The organism is Streptomyces sp. NBRC 110611, assembly GCF_001590865.1.
Lineage (GTDB): Bacteria > Actinomycetota > Actinomycetes > Streptomycetales > Streptomycetaceae > Streptomyces.
The window spans coordinates 579,537-594,730 of record NZ_BBUY01000002.1 but is presented as its reverse complement, the minus strand read 5'-3'; the positions used below and the strand labels follow the sequence as shown (position 1 = coordinate 594,730).

At 71.2% G+C, this 15,194-nt stretch carries 14 protein-coding genes; 11 read left to right on the top strand and 3 right to left on the bottom strand.

The annotated features are described in order from the left end of the window. Positions 1-118: 118 nt before the first annotated feature. From AZE13_RS07130 to AZE13_RS07110, 5 genes are all read left to right on the top strand, one after another. Positions 119-1,336 carry an argininosuccinate synthase gene (locus AZE13_RS07130; RefSeq protein WP_066928083.1) on the top strand — a complete coding sequence of 406 codons (1,218 nt, stop codon included), beginning with the start codon at positions 119-121 and terminating at the stop codon, positions 1,334-1,336. Beyond that, positions 1,333-2,784: an argininosuccinate lyase gene (argH, locus tag AZE13_RS07125; protein WP_066928081.1), complete on the top strand. Its 1,452-nt coding sequence runs from the start codon at positions 1,333-1,335 to the stop codon at positions 2,782-2,784. The genes AZE13_RS07130 and argH overlap by 4 nt, the downstream gene beginning before the upstream one ends. Before the next feature lie 138 nt (positions 2,785-2,922). Further along, positions 2,923-3,474, top strand: a complete 552-nt coding sequence (locus tag AZE13_RS07120) for a TetR/AcrR family transcriptional regulator (protein ID WP_066928079.1) — start codon at positions 2,923-2,925, stop codon at positions 3,472-3,474. Further along, positions 3,471-5,045, top strand: coding sequence for an MFS transporter (locus AZE13_RS07115; protein ID WP_079123768.1), 1,575 nt, complete (start codon positions 3,471-3,473; stop codon positions 5,043-5,045). The genes AZE13_RS07120 and AZE13_RS07115 overlap by 4 nt, the downstream gene beginning before the upstream one ends. A 209-nt stretch (positions 5,046-5,254) precedes the next feature. Further along, entirely contained in the window at positions 5,255-7,225 is a 1,971-nt protein-coding gene (locus AZE13_RS07110) for a bifunctional metallophosphatase/5'-nucleotidase (protein WP_066928077.1), read from the top strand. Positions 7,226-7,253: 28 nt separating this feature from the next. On the opposite strand, the gene AZE13_RS07105 is transcribed toward AZE13_RS07110, so the two are convergent. Beyond that, entirely contained in the window at positions 7,254-7,925 is a 672-nt protein-coding gene (locus tag AZE13_RS07105) for a lysophospholipid acyltransferase family protein (protein ID WP_066928075.1), read from the bottom strand. Positions 7,926-8,243: 318 nt separating this feature from the next. Here AZE13_RS07105 and AZE13_RS07100 point away from each other — a divergent pair, with 318 nt between their 5' ends. After that, entirely contained in the window at positions 8,244-9,383 is a 1,140-nt protein-coding gene (locus AZE13_RS07100) for a glycerophosphodiester phosphodiesterase (RefSeq protein WP_066928073.1), read from the top strand. Positions 9,384-9,637: 254 nt separating this feature from the next. After that, positions 9,638-10,171 carry a GNAT family N-acetyltransferase gene (locus tag AZE13_RS07095; protein WP_066928071.1) on the top strand — a complete coding sequence of 178 codons (534 nt, stop codon included), beginning with the start codon at positions 9,638-9,640 and terminating at the stop codon, positions 10,169-10,171. Here AZE13_RS07095 and AZE13_RS07090 read toward each other — a convergent pair. Beyond that, positions 10,131-10,565 (bottom strand): hypothetical protein, encoded by a 435-nt coding sequence (locus AZE13_RS07090; RefSeq protein ID WP_066928069.1) that lies wholly within the window; start codon positions 10,563-10,565, stop codon positions 10,131-10,133. The two genes, AZE13_RS07095 and AZE13_RS07090, sit on opposite strands and share 41 nt — an antisense overlap. Position 10,566: 1 nt before the next feature. Beyond that, a complete protein-coding gene (locus tag AZE13_RS07085; RefSeq protein ID WP_066928067.1) occupies positions 10,567-10,926 on the bottom strand; it encodes a DUF2970 domain-containing protein in 360 nt (119 codons plus the stop codon). Positions 10,927-11,572: 646 nt separating this feature from the next. Between AZE13_RS07085 and AZE13_RS07080 the strand changes: the two genes are divergently transcribed. The 4 genes from AZE13_RS07080 to AZE13_RS07065 all read left to right on the top strand — a co-directional run bounded on the left by AZE13_RS07080 (position 11,573) and on the right by AZE13_RS07065 (position 15,186). Beyond that, positions 11,573-12,670, top strand: coding sequence for a methionine ABC transporter ATP-binding protein (locus tag AZE13_RS07080; protein WP_066928064.1), 1,098 nt, complete (start codon positions 11,573-11,575; stop codon positions 12,668-12,670). Next, entirely contained in the window at positions 12,667-13,401 is a 735-nt protein-coding gene (locus tag AZE13_RS07075) for a methionine ABC transporter permease (RefSeq protein ID WP_066928062.1), read from the top strand. Before AZE13_RS07080 ends, AZE13_RS07075 begins: the two co-directional genes overlap by 4 nt. A gap of 93 nt (positions 13,402-13,494) precedes the next feature. Further along, positions 13,495-14,352 carry a MetQ/NlpA family ABC transporter substrate-binding protein gene (locus AZE13_RS07070; RefSeq protein ID WP_066928060.1) on the top strand — a complete coding sequence of 286 codons (858 nt, stop codon included), beginning with the start codon at positions 13,495-13,497 and terminating at the stop codon, positions 14,350-14,352. Between the two features lie 198 nt (positions 14,353-14,550). After that, entirely contained in the window at positions 14,551-15,186 is a 636-nt protein-coding gene (locus tag AZE13_RS07065) for a GNAT family N-acetyltransferase (protein WP_066928057.1), read from the top strand. Positions 15,187-15,194: the final 8 nt, after the last annotated feature.

Genomic DNA, 15,194 nt, shown 5'->3' with positions numbered 1-15,194 from the left:
GGGGCCCGCTGCGCACCGACGAGCCGTCGCCGACCTGCGTATGCACTGCTGCATTGACGAAGCATACGGAGGAATGCATACTTATGCCGAACAGCGCATGCATCGTAAGGAGAAACCCGTGACCGAGCGCGTCGTACTCGCCTACTCGGGTGGCCTGGACACCTCTGTCTGCATCGGCTGGATCGCCGAGGAGACGGGAGCCGAGGTCATCGCCGTCGCCGTGGACGTCGGCCAGGGCGGCGAGGACCTGGACGTCATCCGCAAGCGCGCGCTCGCCTGCGGCGCGGTCGAGGCCGAGGTCGCGGACGCCAGGGACGAGTTCGCCGACGAGTACTGTCTCCCGGCGATCAAGGCCAACGCGCTGTACATGGACCGCTATCCGCTGGTCTCCGCGCTCTCCCGGCCGACGATCGTCAAACACCTGGTCGCCGCGGCGAAGAAGCACGGCGCCACGACGGTCGCCCACGGCTGCACCGGCAAGGGCAACGACCAGGTCCGGTTCGAGGCCGGTATCGCCTCCCTCGCCCCCGGCCTGAAGTGCATCGCCCCGGTCCGCGACTACGCGATGACCCGGGACAAGGCGATCGCCTTCTGCGAGGAGAAGGACCTCCCGATCGCGACGACCAAGAAGTCGCCCTACTCGATCGACCAGAACGTCTTCGGGCGGGCCGTGGAGACCGGCTTCCTGGAGGACATCTGGAACGCGCCGATCGAGGACGTCTACGAGTACACCGAGAACCCCGCCACTCCGCGGGAGGCCGACGAGGTCGTCATCACCTTCAAGGAAGGCGTGCCGGTCGCCCTGGACGGCAGGCCCGTCACCGTCCTCCAGGCCATCCAGCAGCTCAACGAGCGGGCCGGCGCCCAGGGCGTCGGCCGGATCGACATGGTCGAGGACCGGCTGGTCGGCATCAAGTCCCGCGAGGTGTACGAGGCGCCCGGCGCCCTCGCGCTGATCACCGCCCACCAGGAGCTGGAGAACGTCACCGTCGAGCGCGAACTGGCCCGCTACAAGCGGCAGGTCGAGCAGCGCTGGGGCGAACTGGTCTATGACGGCCTGTGGTTCTCACCGCTCAAGCGGGCCCTCGACGGCTTTATCGACGAGGCGAACCAGCAGGTCAGCGGGGACATCCGGATGACGCTGCACGGCGGCCGCGCGGTGGTCACCGGCCGGAAGTCGGACCAGTCGCTGTACGACTTCCACCTCGCCACCTACGACACCGGCGACACCTTCGACCAGTCGCTGTCGAAGGGCTTCATCGAGCTGTTCGGCATGTCGAGCAAGATCGCGGCGCGGCGTGACCTGGGTGCGGAGCACGACGGAGGCCTCGCATGACCGGCACCCAGGGCGGTGACGTCCGGCTCTGGGGCGGCCGGTTCGCCGACGGCCCCGCCGAGGCCCTCGCGAACCTGTCCGCGTCCGTCCACTTCGACTGGCGGCTGGCCCCGTACGACATCGCCGGCTCCCGCGCGCACGCCCGCGTGCTCCACACGGCGGGCCTGCTCACCGCCGGCGAACTGGAGCGCATGCTCGCCGGGCTCGACCAGCTGGAACGGGACGTCGCCGACGGCTCGTTCACCGGCACCGTCGCCGACGAGGATGTGCACACCGCCCTGGAGCGCGGGCTCCTGGAGCGGCTCGGCCCCGACCTCGGCGGCAAACTGCGGGCCGGCCGGTCGCGGAACGACCAGGTGGCGACCCTCTTCCGGATGTACCTGCGGGATCACGCGCGGATCATCGGCGGCCTGATCGCCGACCTCCAGGAGGCGCTGACCGGGCTGGCCGAGGCGCACCCGGACGTGGCGATGCCGGGCCGCACGCATCTCCAGCACGCCCAGCCGGTGCTCTTCGCCCACCATGTCCTGGCCCATGTGCAGTCGCTGTCGCGGGACGCGGAGCGGCTGCGGCAGTGGGACGCGCGGACGGCGGTGTCGCCGTACGGCTCGGGCGCGCTGGCCGGCTCCTCCCTCGGGCTCGACCCGGAGGCGGTCGCGCGGGACCTCGGCTTCGAGCACGGCTCGTCGGGCAACTCCATCGACGGCACCGCCTCGCGTGACTTCGTCGCGGAGTTCGCCTTCATCACGGCGATGATCGGGGTCGACCTCTCCCGTATCGCCGAGGAGGTCATCCTCTGGAACACGAAGGAGTTCTCCTTCGTGACCCTGCACGACGCCTTCTCCACCGGCTCGTCGATCATGCCGCAGAAGAAGAATCCGGACATCGCGGAGCTGGCCCGGGGCAAGTCGGGGCGGCTGATCGGCAATCTGACGGGGCTGCTGGCGACGCTCAAGGCGCTGCCGCTCGCGTACAACCGCGATCTGCAGGAGGACAAGGAGCCGGTCTTCGACTCCTGCGATCAGCTGGAGGTGCTGCTCCCGGCGTTCACCGGGATGATGGCCACGCTCACGGTCCACCGCGAGCGCATGGAGGAGCTGGCCCCCGCCGGGTTCTCCCTCGCCACCGACATCGCGGAGTGGCTGGTCAGGCAGGGCGTGCCGTTCCGGGTGGCGCACGAGGTCGCGGGCGGGTGCGTCAAGGAGTGCGAGGCGCACGGCATCGAGCTGGACGAGCTGACCGACGAGCAGTTCGCGAAGATCTCGCCGCATCTGACGCCGGAGGTCCGCAGCGTCCTGAACGTCCCGGGGGCGCTCGCCTCCCGCAGCGGCCGGGGCGGCACGGCTCCCTCAGCGGTGGCGGTCCAGCTCGCCGAGGTGCGGGCCGATCTGGTGCGGCAGCAGGAGTGGGCGGCGGCCGAGCGGCCGCACGCGGTGGCGCGGCGGTAGCCCGGCATCGGCGGTATCCGACGGCGGCCCGTACCCGGTCTCTCCGGGTGCGGGCCGCCGTCGTGCGGAGCGGGCGCGAGGGGCGCGCCAGATGTCGCGCATGAGACATGAACGTCTCATTCCGCTATCCTGTGTCTCATGGCCTTGGATCGTGAACGCGTGCTCAGAGAAGCCGCCGCGCTGCTCAGCCGCCGGGCGACGGCGTCGATGGACGAGATCGCCCGGACCGCCGGCATCAGCCGCGCCACCCTCCACCGGCACTTCGCCGGCCGGGACGCCCTGATCAGAGCGCTGGAGCAACACGGGATCGCCCGGTTCGGGCAGGCCATGGACGCCGCCCGGCTGGACGAGGGGGACGCGCCGGACGCGCTGCGCCGGCTGATCGAGGAGTCCGGACCGGTCGCCGCCGTGCTGGCCTTCCTCTTCACCGAGAACCAGCTCTTCGAGGGCGGCGAGATCAACGCCGGCTGGTCCGAGCTGGACGCCCGGATCACCGCGCTCTTCCGCCGCGGCCAGGAAGAGGGCCACTTCCGGATCGACCTGAGCCCCGCCTGGCTCACCGAAGCGCTCTACGGCCTGCTGGGCGCCGGCGCCTGGGCCGTCCACGAAGGGCGCGTCGCCCGCAACGACCTCAACCACTCGATCGCCGAGCTGCTGCTCGGCGGCGTTCGACGGAGCATGGAGAAATGACCGAGACCATAGCGTCGGGACGGGCCGGTGCGGCCCATGCGGACGACCAGCCCCGCCCGGGCCGCTGGCTCGCGCTCGCCGTCCTCGTCCTGGCCGTCCTGCTGGTCGGTGTCGATGCCACCGTCCTCGGCCTCGCCACCCCCTTCCTCAGCGAGGACCTGCGCCCCTCGGGCCCCCAGCTGCTGTGGATCGGTGACATCTACTCCTTCGTCATCGCCGGTCTCCTGGTCGCCATGGGCGGCCTCGGCGACCGCATCGGCCGGAAGAAGCTGCTGCTGCTGGGCTCCGTCGCGTTCGGCGCGATGTCGGCGCTCGCCGCGTACGCCACCAGCCCGGAGATGATGATCCTGGCCCGTGCGCTGCAGGGCGTGGCCGGTGCGACGCTGATGCCGTCCACCCTCGCGCTGATCCGCAACCTCTTCCACGACCCCAGGGAACGCAGCCTGGCCATCGGCATCTGGGGCGCGATGGCCTCGGCCGGTATGGCGGTCGGCCCGGTGCTCGGCGGCTTCCTGCTGGGGCACTTCTGGTGGGGGTCGGTGTTCCTGATCAACCTGCCGGTGATGGCGCTGCTGGTGGCCGTCGGCGCCAAGGTGATCCCGGAGTCCCGCAACCCGGACCCCGGCCCCTGGGACATCCCCAGCGTCCTGCTGGCCCTGGTGGGCATCGTCGGCGTCGTCTACGCCATCAAGGAAGCGGCGGTGGAGGGCTACCGCTGGGACATCGCGGCGGCCGCCGTCCTCGGTGTGCTGGCGCTGACCGTGTTCGTCCGCCGGCAGCTCACCCTGGACTCCCCGCTGCTGAACATGAAGCTCTTCCAGCACCGGGGCTTCAGTGGTGCGGTGCTGGCCGACCTGCTGACCATCCTCGGACTGTCCGGTCTGGTCTTCTTCCTCTCCCAGTTCCTCCAGATGGTGCAGCTGCGCTCGCCGCTCAACGCCGGGCTGGTCGAACTCCCGGCCGCGATCGGCGCGGTGGGTGCCGGCCTGGCCGCCGGCTGGGTCGCCCGCCGGCTCTCGGTACGGCTCGTGGTGGCCGGCGGCCTCGCCGTCGTCGGCCTCGCGCTCGTCGGCTGCACCACCCTGACCCGGGACACCGGCACCGCCGCGCTCGGCGTCATCCTCTTCGTCGTCGGGGTCGGCGCCGGCTTCGCGTTCACCGTCACCGCCGACGTGATCCTCTCCAGCGTGCCCAAGGAAGAGGCGGGCGCCGCCTCCGCGGTCTCCGAGACGGCCTACGAACTGGGCGCCGCACTCGGCATCGCCCTGCTCGGCTCCATCGTCACCGGCATCTACCGCGGGTTCGGCACACCGGCCGGCGTGCCCGAGCAGACCGCGGCCGCCGCCCGCGAATCGCTCGGCGGCGCGGTCGACGCGGCCGGCGGGCTCCCCGCCGACCGGGCCGCGGCACTGCTGACGTCCGCTCAGGACTCCTTCGTGGCCGGCCTGGAGGTCGCGGCCGGGGTGGGCGCCGCGGTGCTGCTCGCCGCGGCCGTCGCGTCCTGGTTCCTGCTGCGCGGTCAGTCCCTGGCCCACAGCCCGGCCCCGGCACCCGATACGACGTACCGCTGATACGCCGGACGGCGGGCGCACCGCCGTCCCAGGGCGTGTCCTGTGGAACGCCCCGGCCGCGAAGCGCCATGATCCACACGACACGCCCTGGGGGCGACTGTCCCCCGCCTGTACACGCCCGGTACCCGCTCCGGTGACCGGCCGTTCCGCGCGGCGCGTTTGACTCTCCGTCGTCCCCCCACGGACGGCCCGCTCAGGAGAGTGACGCAGTGCGCGACATCGGACGACGTTCCTTCTTCACCGCCGCAGGGGCCCTGGCCACCACGAGCGCCATCGGAAGCAACGCCTACGCCACGGGCCATGCCCGTGACGCCGCCACCGCCGACGAATACGTCGACGTCCAGCTCCTCAACATCACCGATCTGCACGGCTATCTGCAGGGCGCACCCGGCGCCCACTCCCAGATCACCGGCGCCGGCGGCAAGACCTACACCGTCGGCGGCGTCGCGTATCTGGCCGCCCATCTGGAGCGGCTGCGCGACGGCCGCCGCAACTCGGTCTTCTTCGCCCCCGGCGACCTCTTCTCCGGCTGGGAGTTCGACGCCGCCGCCTTCGCCGACGAACCCACCATCGAAGCCCTCAACGCCATGGGCATGGACTTCGCCTCGGCCGGCAACCACGAATTCGACAAGTCGGTCCGCTTCCTGACCGAGCACATGGAGAACGGTGACGGATATCCCGTCGTCGGATGGGACAACGACTTCGAGGACTCGGCCGGCCGCCAGTTCCGGGGCGCGGAATTCCCCTACTACAGCGCCAACATGGTGTGGGACTCGACCGGCGAACTCGTCCTCCCGCCCTACAACATCGTGTCGGTGGACGCCGGACGGGGCCGCCGGCTGCCGGTCGGCTTCATCCATCTGACCGCCATCGGCAGCGAGTCCTTCCCCGGCTCCTACCAGCCGGGCCTGCGCACCGTGGACGAGCTGGAGACCGCCAACCGCTGCGCCAAGGAGCTGAAGTCACGCGGCGTCAACGCGATCGTGCTCAGCATGCACGACGGCGCGGTGGCCGGCAGCGACTTCACCAGCGGAAAGAACCCCTCCGGACCGGCGTACGAACTGGCGCTGCGCGCCTCGCCGGACATCGACGCCATCGTCACCGGCCACTGGCACAAGGCCTTCACGATGATGCTGCCCGACCCCGCCGGAAGACCCCGCCCGTTCGTCGAGGCCGGCTGCTACGGCCAGCTCGTCAACGAGATCAGTCTGCGGCTCGACCCGGACACCGGAGCCGTCGTCCGGGAGCTGACCACCTCCGTCAACCACCCCAACACCCGGGACGTGGCGCCGCACCGGGAGCTGAAGTCGATCGCCGCCTACTGGGCCGACTACGGCTCCCGGCGCGCCCGCACCCGGATCGGGACCCAGACCGCCTCCTTCACCCGGCAGCGCAACGCGAGGGGGGAGAGCACCATGGGCAACCTCGTCGCCGACTGGGCCCTGTGGGCCGGCCGGCAGCCGGCCGGGCCGATGGACGACCCCGCGGACCACCCCGACAGTCCCGCGGAGCTCGCGGTGATCGCGGTCGCCCCGCGCGTCGGACAGGCGGTCATCGCCGGCGACCTGATCCACGACGCGTCCACGGGCGGCGCCGTCACCTTCGCCCAGGCCTGGAACGCCGTCGGCTTCGGCGACCCGATCATGACCGTCACCGTCACCGGCCGGCAGATCCACGACGCGCTGGAGGAGCAGTGGGCGCCGGCCCCCGGGGGCGGCCTCGGCTTCGCCCCGCTGGCGGTCTCCGGCAACGTCCGCTACACCTTCGACGCGGCCGGCCCGGTCGGCCGGCGAGTGGAACCCGCCGATGTGCTCATCGACGGCACCGCGCTCGACCTCGCACGCCCCTACCGCCTGGCAGCCCCCTCGTACACCCTCATCAACCAGGACGGTTTCAGCGCCTTCACCGGATTCACCGCGCCGGTCCGGCACGCCCGCGACTACGAGAGCTTCATCGCCTTCGTCCAGGCCACGAAGGAGCTGGTGCCGGCCCAGCTGAACCGGGTGGCGGTCAAGAACGCCAGCCTGCGCGGCGCCCGCACCGGCACCGTCATGCCGCGTCAGCAACTGCTCCAGGACAGCAACGGCATGGTGCCCCGGCCCGAGGTGGCACTGCGGACGGCACGGACCGGCGGCGCCGAGGGCCAGCGCGCGCCGGGCGGCTTCCGGGTCCCCTGCTGAGGGGAGCAGGCGGCCGTTGCCGAGGGGGTCAGGCGGCTGTCCGGGCCTTGGTGGCGTAGATGTCGACGTACTCCTGGCCGGACAGCTCCATCACCTCGCTCATCACCTCGTCGGTGACGGCCCGCAGGACGTAGCGGTCGCGGTCCATGCCCTCGTAGCGGGAGAAGTCCAGGGCCTCGCCGAAGCGGACGGTGACCGGTGCGATACGGGGGCGGCCCTTGCCGCCGGGCTGCACCTTGTCCGTACCGATCATGGCGAACGGGACGACCGGAGCCCCGGTCATCAGGGCGAGCCGGGCGATACCGGTCCGGCCGCGGTAGAGCCGGCCGTCGGGGGAGCGGGTGCCCTCCGGGTAGATGCCGAAGGCCTTGCCCTCCTCCAGGACCCGGCGGCCGGTCATCAGCGCCGCGACCCCGCCGTGACCTCCGTCACGGTCCACCGGGATCATGCCGGCGCTGGTGAAGAACCAGGCCATCAGGCGGCCCTTGACGCCGGTGCCGGTGACGTACTCGTCCTTGCCGATGAAGTACACCGGGCGCTTGACGATCAGACTCAGGAACAGCGAGTCGATGAACGTGACGTGGTTGCCGGCCAGGATCACCGCCCCGGTCGCCGGAATGCGCTCGGCGCCCTCGACCTTCGGACGGTAGAGGACACGCATGACGAATCCGAGAATCGCCTTCAGCACAATGCGGGACAACGGGCCCTCCGGGTCGTGACGGATCAACGTCGAGCGGGCGCAGCAGAACTCTGCAGCCCAGGACGATACTCGCGGGTCACTGCCGCGCGCACACCGGGTTGACATGATCGATACGCACCGTTGTGGTGCGTTACCTCCATGTTCCCCGGGTTGTCGTCGGGCGTCTCCCCGGCATGAGCCGTCCGTGCTTACCATCGGCGAGGTTCCTGGGGCAGGTGCGCAACACGCTGTGGCGCACCCGGGAAAACACCCGAAAGCACCTGGAAATACGGGGAAAGTCTCCGGAACACCTGGAAGACGCACACAAGGAGCAGAGGTATGCACAACGGGCAGCAGCCGGGACGACGGACGGTGCTGGGGGCCGCGGCCCTCGGCGCGGGAGCGGTGGTCCTCGGCGGGGCCGGCCAGGCGAGCGCCCGGGAGCGCGGCGGGGCGGACCGGCGGCTGCCGGTGCCGCTGGTCGTCGGCCACCGCGGCGCCAGCGGCTACCGTCCCGAGCACACCCTCGGCTCGTACCAACTCGCCCTCGACATGGGCGCGGACATCATCGAGCAGGACGTCGTCCCCACCAAGGACGGGCACCTGGTGTGCCGGCACGAGAACGACATCACCGGCACCACCGATGTCGCCGACCACCCCGAGTTCGCCGGCCGCAAGACCACCAAGACCGTCGACGGCAAGAAGCTCACCGGCTGGTTCACCGAGGACTTCACGCTCGCCGAGCTGAAGACCCTGCGCGCCACGGAGCGCATCCCCGACGTCCGCCGGCACAACACGCTCTACAACGGCCGCTGGGAGGTGCCCACCTTCGAAGAGGTCCTTAAGTGGGCCGAGCGCGAGGGGCGCAAGCGCGGCCGCCGGGTGTGGCTCTACATCGAGACCAAGCACCCCACCTACTTCCGCAAGCTGGGCCTGGGCACCGAGGAGACGCTCGCCAAGCTGCTGCGCCGGTACGGCCGGGACAAGGCGCACTCCCCGACCTTCCTGCAGTCCTTCGAGCCCAGCAGCCTCCAGCGGCTCGGCCGGCTGGGCCTGCGGTGCCCGAAGGTCGTCCTGCTCGACGAGCCCTCCGTCCGGCCCTGGGACTTCGTGGAGGCCGGCGACCCGCGCACCACGGCCGACCTGCTCAAGCCCGCGGGGCTCAAGTGGATCTCCGGCTTCGCCCAGGGCATCGGCCCCTGGACGCCGCAGGTCATCGCGGAGGACGACAAGGGGAAGCTCGGCGAGCCCACCAGCCTCGTCCGCGACGCGCACGCCGAGGGGCTGCTCGTCCACCCGTACACCCTGCGCAACGAGAACAGCTTCCTGCCGCTGGACTTCCGGGTCGGTGACGACCCCGCCGGGTACGGCGATGTCTTCGGCGCCCTGAAGGCGTACTTCGCCACCGGCATCGACGGGATCTTCTCCGACAACCCGGACACCGCGCTGCTGGCCGCCGCGGACTTCCGCAAGCGCTGAGCGGGTCCTGCCGCACGCGCTGAGCGGGCTCCGCCCCGAGCGCTGAGCGGTCTGCCGCACGGACCGGCCGCCGGCTCCTCCGGACACTCACCAGCCACTCATCTGAGTTGGGAATGTCACAGAAGAGCCGGCGGCCGGTCCGTTCCGTTTGTCCCGACCGCCTGCGCAGAATGCCCGTCGGCGGAGATTGCCTCCGCCGCATTCCGGGGAGTCCGGAAGTCAGGGCACCACGTCACTAGGGGAGGCATGCACGCATGGGCACGAGTGTGACCATCTCTGCGGCGACCGACCAGGATGCCGAGCAGATCCTCAAGCTGCAGTACCTCTGTTACCAGGAGGAGGCCGCGCGGTACGACGACTACGGCATCGAGCCCCTCACCCAGACCCTGGAGTCGCTCCGCGCCGAACTGGCGGAAGGCTGTGCGGTGGTGGCCAGACTCGGTGCGGAGGTGGTCGGTTCGGTACGCGGCACGGCCGAGGCCGACGGCACCGGGTGGATCGCCAAGCTCATCGTGCACCCGCGGCTGCAGCGGCACGGCCTGGGCGGCCGGCTGCTGACCGCTGTCGAGGACCGGCTGGCGGCCGAGCGGTCGGTCGAGCGCTTCCGGCTGCTCGCCGACCATCGCGGCGAAGGCCTGCCGCTCTACCGCAGCCACGGCTACGCGCCGGTGGGCACCGAGCGGAGCGGCACGCGGCTGAGCCTGGTGGCGCTGGAGAAGGGGCCGGCGAGCGAGCCGCGGGAGACGGCTACGCCGTGCGCGCCCGGCGCAGCCACAGCAGGCCGGTGACCGGCAGGAGCACCGGGATGAAGAGGTAGCCCATGCCGTAGTCCGACCAGACGGTGGCGTCCGGGAACGCGGCGGGCTCCACCCACGTCCAGGTGCCCACGGCCAGCACGCCCACCAGCTCGGCGGCGCAGCACACCAGGGCCGCCTTGCGGGCGGTCTCCCCGCCGCGGACGAGGGAGTAGGTGATGAAGCCGTAGACGACGCCCGCGAGCGCGGACAGGGTGTAGGCGAGCGGGGCCCGGCCGAAGTCCGTGGCGATCTGGACGACGGAGCGCGACACGGCGCCGACGACCATCACGCCGTACAGCCAGACCAGCAGGATGCCCGGGCCGCCGATCAGCCGCCGGCGGTCGCGCGGCGCACGTGCTCCGGCGGACTTCCCGGTCGTCGTCACCTCAGCCTCCCCAGATGTCGAACAGGCGCACTTCGAGGACGGCCAGCACCACACCGCCCGCGGAGACCGTCAGCGAACCCCAACGGGTGCGCTCCGAAAGGGACATGAAGCCCGCCGCGGGGAGACAGGCGAACGCGCCGAGCAGGTACGCCACGAAGATCATGGTGCCCTGCTCCGGCCGCTCGCCGCCCGCCAGCCGGACGATGCCGATGAGCAGCTGGACCAGTCCCAGCACCGCCACCACGCCCATACCGATGAAGTGCCAGTCCTTGGTCGGCTGGTTCCGGTAGGCGGCGAAACCGCACCAGGCGGCGAGCGCGAGCGCGGTGACGCCGATCGCGACCGTCAGGGCATCAAACATGCGGCAGACCCTATTACGGGCCAAAAGGCCCGATGCGCGCGGCCCCGGGCCCCGGCGCCCTCGTGCCCGGCAGGGCCGGCGGCGCCGGCGGCGGGCAAGGGGAGGGCGTGGCGTTGGCCACAACGCGGCGGTCCGGCGGGCGGTCCGCCGCGCTCCCCGCCCCGCTCCGCCGACGCCCGGCCGGCGGTATCCGCGCAGGCCACGGGTGCGGCGGTGGAGAGCACCGGGGCCGGCGGAGGCGCCGTCCACGAGCCGGCCGGCCATGTCCGGCATCCGGACAGGCTTGATCCGGCCGTACCGCTGTCTGGTTTACTGGCCGCCATGACCACGACGAGCTGCCGCACCCCTGCGACCGAGGCGAACCTCACGCCCGGTGCTCGTCGCATGTGTCGAATGTGTGACAGCTGAGGGCCCCCGACCGAGCCTCGCGCCCCGAAGCGAGCCTCCCCCGAGCTCTCCAGAGCAGGGGGACCCGCCATGAGCCGTACGCCGTCCCCCGGCACCCTCGGCCGCCCCGCGTCACCGGAACCCGGAGCCGGGCCCGCGCGTCCGCCGCCCCTCCCCGTTCCCCTCATGCCGCACTCGCAAAGAATGCCCCGTGCCCGGCGGGCGAGCCGCCGAGTACTCGACAGTGACGGAATTCCCTGTGATCACCACAACGGGCCTGACCAAGGTCTACCGCTCAGGAGACCGCCAAGTCACCGCCCTGGACGGCGTCGACCTGCACGTCCGGGAGGGCGAGGTCTACGGCGTCCTCGGACAGAGCGGCGCCGGCAAGTCCACCCTCATCCGCTGCCTCAACCTCCTGGAGCGCCCCACCTCCGGCACGGTCACCGTCGCCGGCCAGGACCTGACCGCCCTCGCCGGGCGGAGCCAGCGCGCCAACGCCGCGCTGCGCGCCGCCCGCAGCCACATCGGCATGGTCTTCCAGCACTTCAACCTGCTGTCCTCACGCACCGTCCAGGACAACGTCGAACTGCCGCTGGAGATCCTCAAGGTCGACCGGCGCGAGCGCTCCCGCAAGGCGCTGGAACTGCTGGACCTGGTCGGCCTCGCCGACAAGGCCAAGGCGTACCCCGCCCAGCTCTCCGGCGGTCAGAAGCAGCGGGTCGGCATCGCCCGCGCGCTGGCCGGCGACCCCAAGGTGCTGCTCTCCGACGAGGCCACCAGCGCCCTGGACCCGGAGACCACCCGCTCCATCCTGACGCTGTTGCGCGACCTCAACCGCCAGCTCGGCCTGACCATCGTGCTCATCACGCACGAGATGGACGTCGTCAAGACGATCTGCGACTCGGCCGCGCTGATGAAGAACGGCCGCGTGGTCGAACAGGGCACGGTCTCCGGACTGCTCGCCACGCCCGGCTCCGAGCTGGCCCGCGAGCTCTTCCCGGTCGGCGGCGAGCCCTCGTCCGACGACCACACCGTCGTCGACGTCACCTTCCACGGTGAGGCTGCCACCCGCCCGGTGATCTCCGAGCTGGCGCGCACCTACAACGTCGACATCTCGATCCTCGGGGCCGCCATGGACACCGTCGGCGGCAAGCAGATCGGCCGGATGCGGATCGAGCTGCCCGGCCGCTTCGAGGAGAACGTCGTGCCCATCGGCTTCCTGCGCGAGCAGGGACTCCAGGTCGACGTGGCCGCCGTCGCGGACGCGGCCGGAGCCGCCGACGCCACCGCCCCCGCCCCACGTCCGGAGACCCCGGCGCCCGCCGCCCCGCTGCAGAAGGAAAGTGCCCAGTGACCTGGAACGAGATGCGGCCGCTGCTGTACGACAACACCCTCGACACCCTCTTCATGGTGTGGTGGTCGACGTTCTACGCGGTCCTCATCGGCATCCCCGTCGGCATCCTGCTGCACCTCACGGGCCGCGGCGCCATGCTGCAGAACGCCGTGGTGTTCAAGGCCCTCGGCACGCTCGTGAACGTCGGACGGTCCTTCCCGTTCCTGATCCTGATCGTGGTGCTGATCCCCTTCACCCGGCTCGTGGTCGGGGTCTCCATCGGCCCGACCGGCGCGGTCGTCCCGCTGGTCATCGCCGCGATCCCGTTCTTCGCCCGGCTCGTCGAGTCCGCGCTCCGCGAGGTCGACCACGGTCTGGTCGAGGCCGCCCAGGCGATGGGCGGCGGCACCTGGACCATCGTCTTCAAGGTGCTGCTGCCGCAGGCGCTGCCCGCGCTGGTCGCGGCCGTCACCACCACCGTCATCACCCTGGTCGGCTACTCCGCGATCGCCGGCGCGGTCGGCGGCGGCGGGCTGGGCAACCTCGCCTACACCTACGGCTACCAGCAGTACGAGACCACCCTGATGATCACCACCGTGGTGGAGCTGATCGTCCTGGTGACCCTCGTCCAGCTCCTCGGCGACCTGGTCGTCCGCCGGCTCACCCGCCGCGGCACCCGCACCTCCTCCCCGCGCGTCGGCCTGCGCCGTGCCCGTACGGAGGAGCCGGCCGCCGCCACCGAGGCGGCCTGACCCCGGAGCCACCGGCTCCGCCATGAAGCCCGGACCCTTTGCCGGGCGGACACCACACGGGACCCCCGTGTGCACAGGAAAGAGGCACTCTTCGTGCGTAACACCGTCAAGATCACCGTGGCCGTCGCCGCCGCCTCCGCCGTCGTGCTCGGCGCGAGCGCCTGCTCGGCCCCCTCCGACGTCACCGCCGGCAGCGGCAAGGGCGACAAGGACGCGCCCCTCGTCGTCGCCGCGAGCCCCACTCCGCACGGCGTCATCCTGAACTTCGTCAAGAACGAGCTGGCCGCGAAGGCGGGCCTCAAGCTCGTGGTGAAGGAGTTCAACGACTACAAGATCCCCAACAAGGTCACCGACGACGGCCAGGTCGACGCGAACTTCTTCCAGCACAAGCCGTTCCTCGACACCTTCAACAAGGAGAACGGCACCCACGTCGTGCCCGTCCGGAACGTGCTCATCGAGCCGCTGGGCGTCTACTCCAAGAAGATCGACAAGCTCTCCCAGCTCAAGGCCGGCAGCACCGTCTCCGTCCCCAACGACCCGTCCAACGAGGGCCGCGCGCTCAAGCTGCTCGCCGACCACGGCGTGATCACCCTCAAGCCCGGCGTGGGCTCGGACGCCAAGCTGACCGACGTGGAGGACACCAAGGGCGTCAAGATCACCGAGCTGGAGGCCGCCCAGACCGCGCCGCGCCTCGCCGACGTCGACGCCGCCGTCATCAACGGCAACTTCGCCATCGGCGCCAAGCTCAAGCCCTCCGAGGACGCCCTGGCCCTGGAGAACGCCGAGAACAACCCCTACGCGAACTTTCTCGCCGTCAAGAAGGGCAACGAGGACGACCCGCGGATCAAGAAGCTCGCCGAGCTCCTGAACTCCCCCGAGGTCAAGAAGTTCCTCGAGGAGAAGTACCAGGACGGCTCGGTCATCCCCGCCTTCGGACCGGCGAAGGGCTGACCCCTCCGGAGCCGACGCCTCCAGAAGCCGCCCCGGGCCCCGGCCGAGCGCACCGCGCGGCCGGGGCCCGGCGCGTGGCACACCCACCGGCCCATGCTGCATGCTGGTGCATTCAAGACGGTCAAGATGCCCCTGACCTCCGGGTGTAACAGCCTGCGACGTCCTGGGCACCACGGTCAACGGCGTGGGAGCAGCGGTATGACATCCACCTTTCCGGACATCTCCATCAGCACGGACCGGTTGGTGCTGCGCCCCTTCGAGGAGGCCGACGTGCCCGCCCTCGCCGAGATGATGGCCGACGAACTGGTCACCGCCTGGACGGCGCTGCCGCACCCGTACACCACCGCCGACGCCCGCGCCTGGGCCACCGGCAAGGCCGCCGCCGTACGCACCGAAGGCCGCGGCATCGCACTGGCCGTCACCGAATTCCTCACCCAGCGCCTGGTCGGCAGCGTCCACCTCGACCACACCGACTGGCGGATCCGCAGCACCGAGCTCCGCTATGTCACCGCCTCCTGGGCCCGCGGCGAGGGGTACGCCTGCGAATCCGTTCTCGCGGTCGCGCAATGGCTCTTCCAGGACCAGAAGTTCGAACGCATCGAGCTGCGCACCGCCGCCGACAACACCGCCTCCCAGCAGGTCGCCCAGAAGGTCGGCGGCATCAGCGAGGGCGTCCTGCGCAACGCCTGGATAGCCCGCAGCCGCACGGAGGACGGCGGCTGGACCGACATCCGCACCGACCTGATCGTGTGGAGCCTGCTCCCCGAGGACCTCGACGGCCTCCCCGGCCCACCGGCCGACACCCACGGATTCGCCTACCCCGAGTGGAACTAGGGCCTGTC

Excerpts from the sequence above, each read along its gene's own strand:
- argH (WP_066928081.1), top strand. The coding sequence starts at position 1,333 with ATGACCGGCACCCAGGGCGGTGACGTCCGGCTCTGGGGCGGCCGGTTC.
- AZE13_RS07120 (WP_066928079.1), top strand. The coding sequence starts at position 2,923 with ATGGCCTTGGATCGTGAACGCGTGCTCAGAGAAGCCGCCGCGCTGCTC.
- AZE13_RS07115 (WP_079123768.1), top strand. The coding sequence starts at position 3,471 with ATGACCGAGACCATAGCGTCGGGACGGGCCGGTGCGGCCCATGCGGAC.
- AZE13_RS07100 (WP_066928073.1), top strand. The coding sequence starts at position 8,244 with ATGCACAACGGGCAGCAGCCGGGACGACGGACGGTGCTGGGGGCCGCG.
- AZE13_RS07095 (WP_066928071.1), top strand. The coding sequence starts at position 9,638 with ATGGGCACGAGTGTGACCATCTCTGCGGCGACCGACCAGGATGCCGAG.
- AZE13_RS07085 (WP_066928067.1), bottom strand. The coding sequence starts at position 10,926 with ATGTTTGATGCCCTGACGGTCGCGATCGGCGTCACCGCGCTCGCGCTC.
- AZE13_RS07065 (WP_066928057.1), top strand. The coding sequence starts at position 14,551 with ATGACATCCACCTTTCCGGACATCTCCATCAGCACGGACCGGTTGGTG.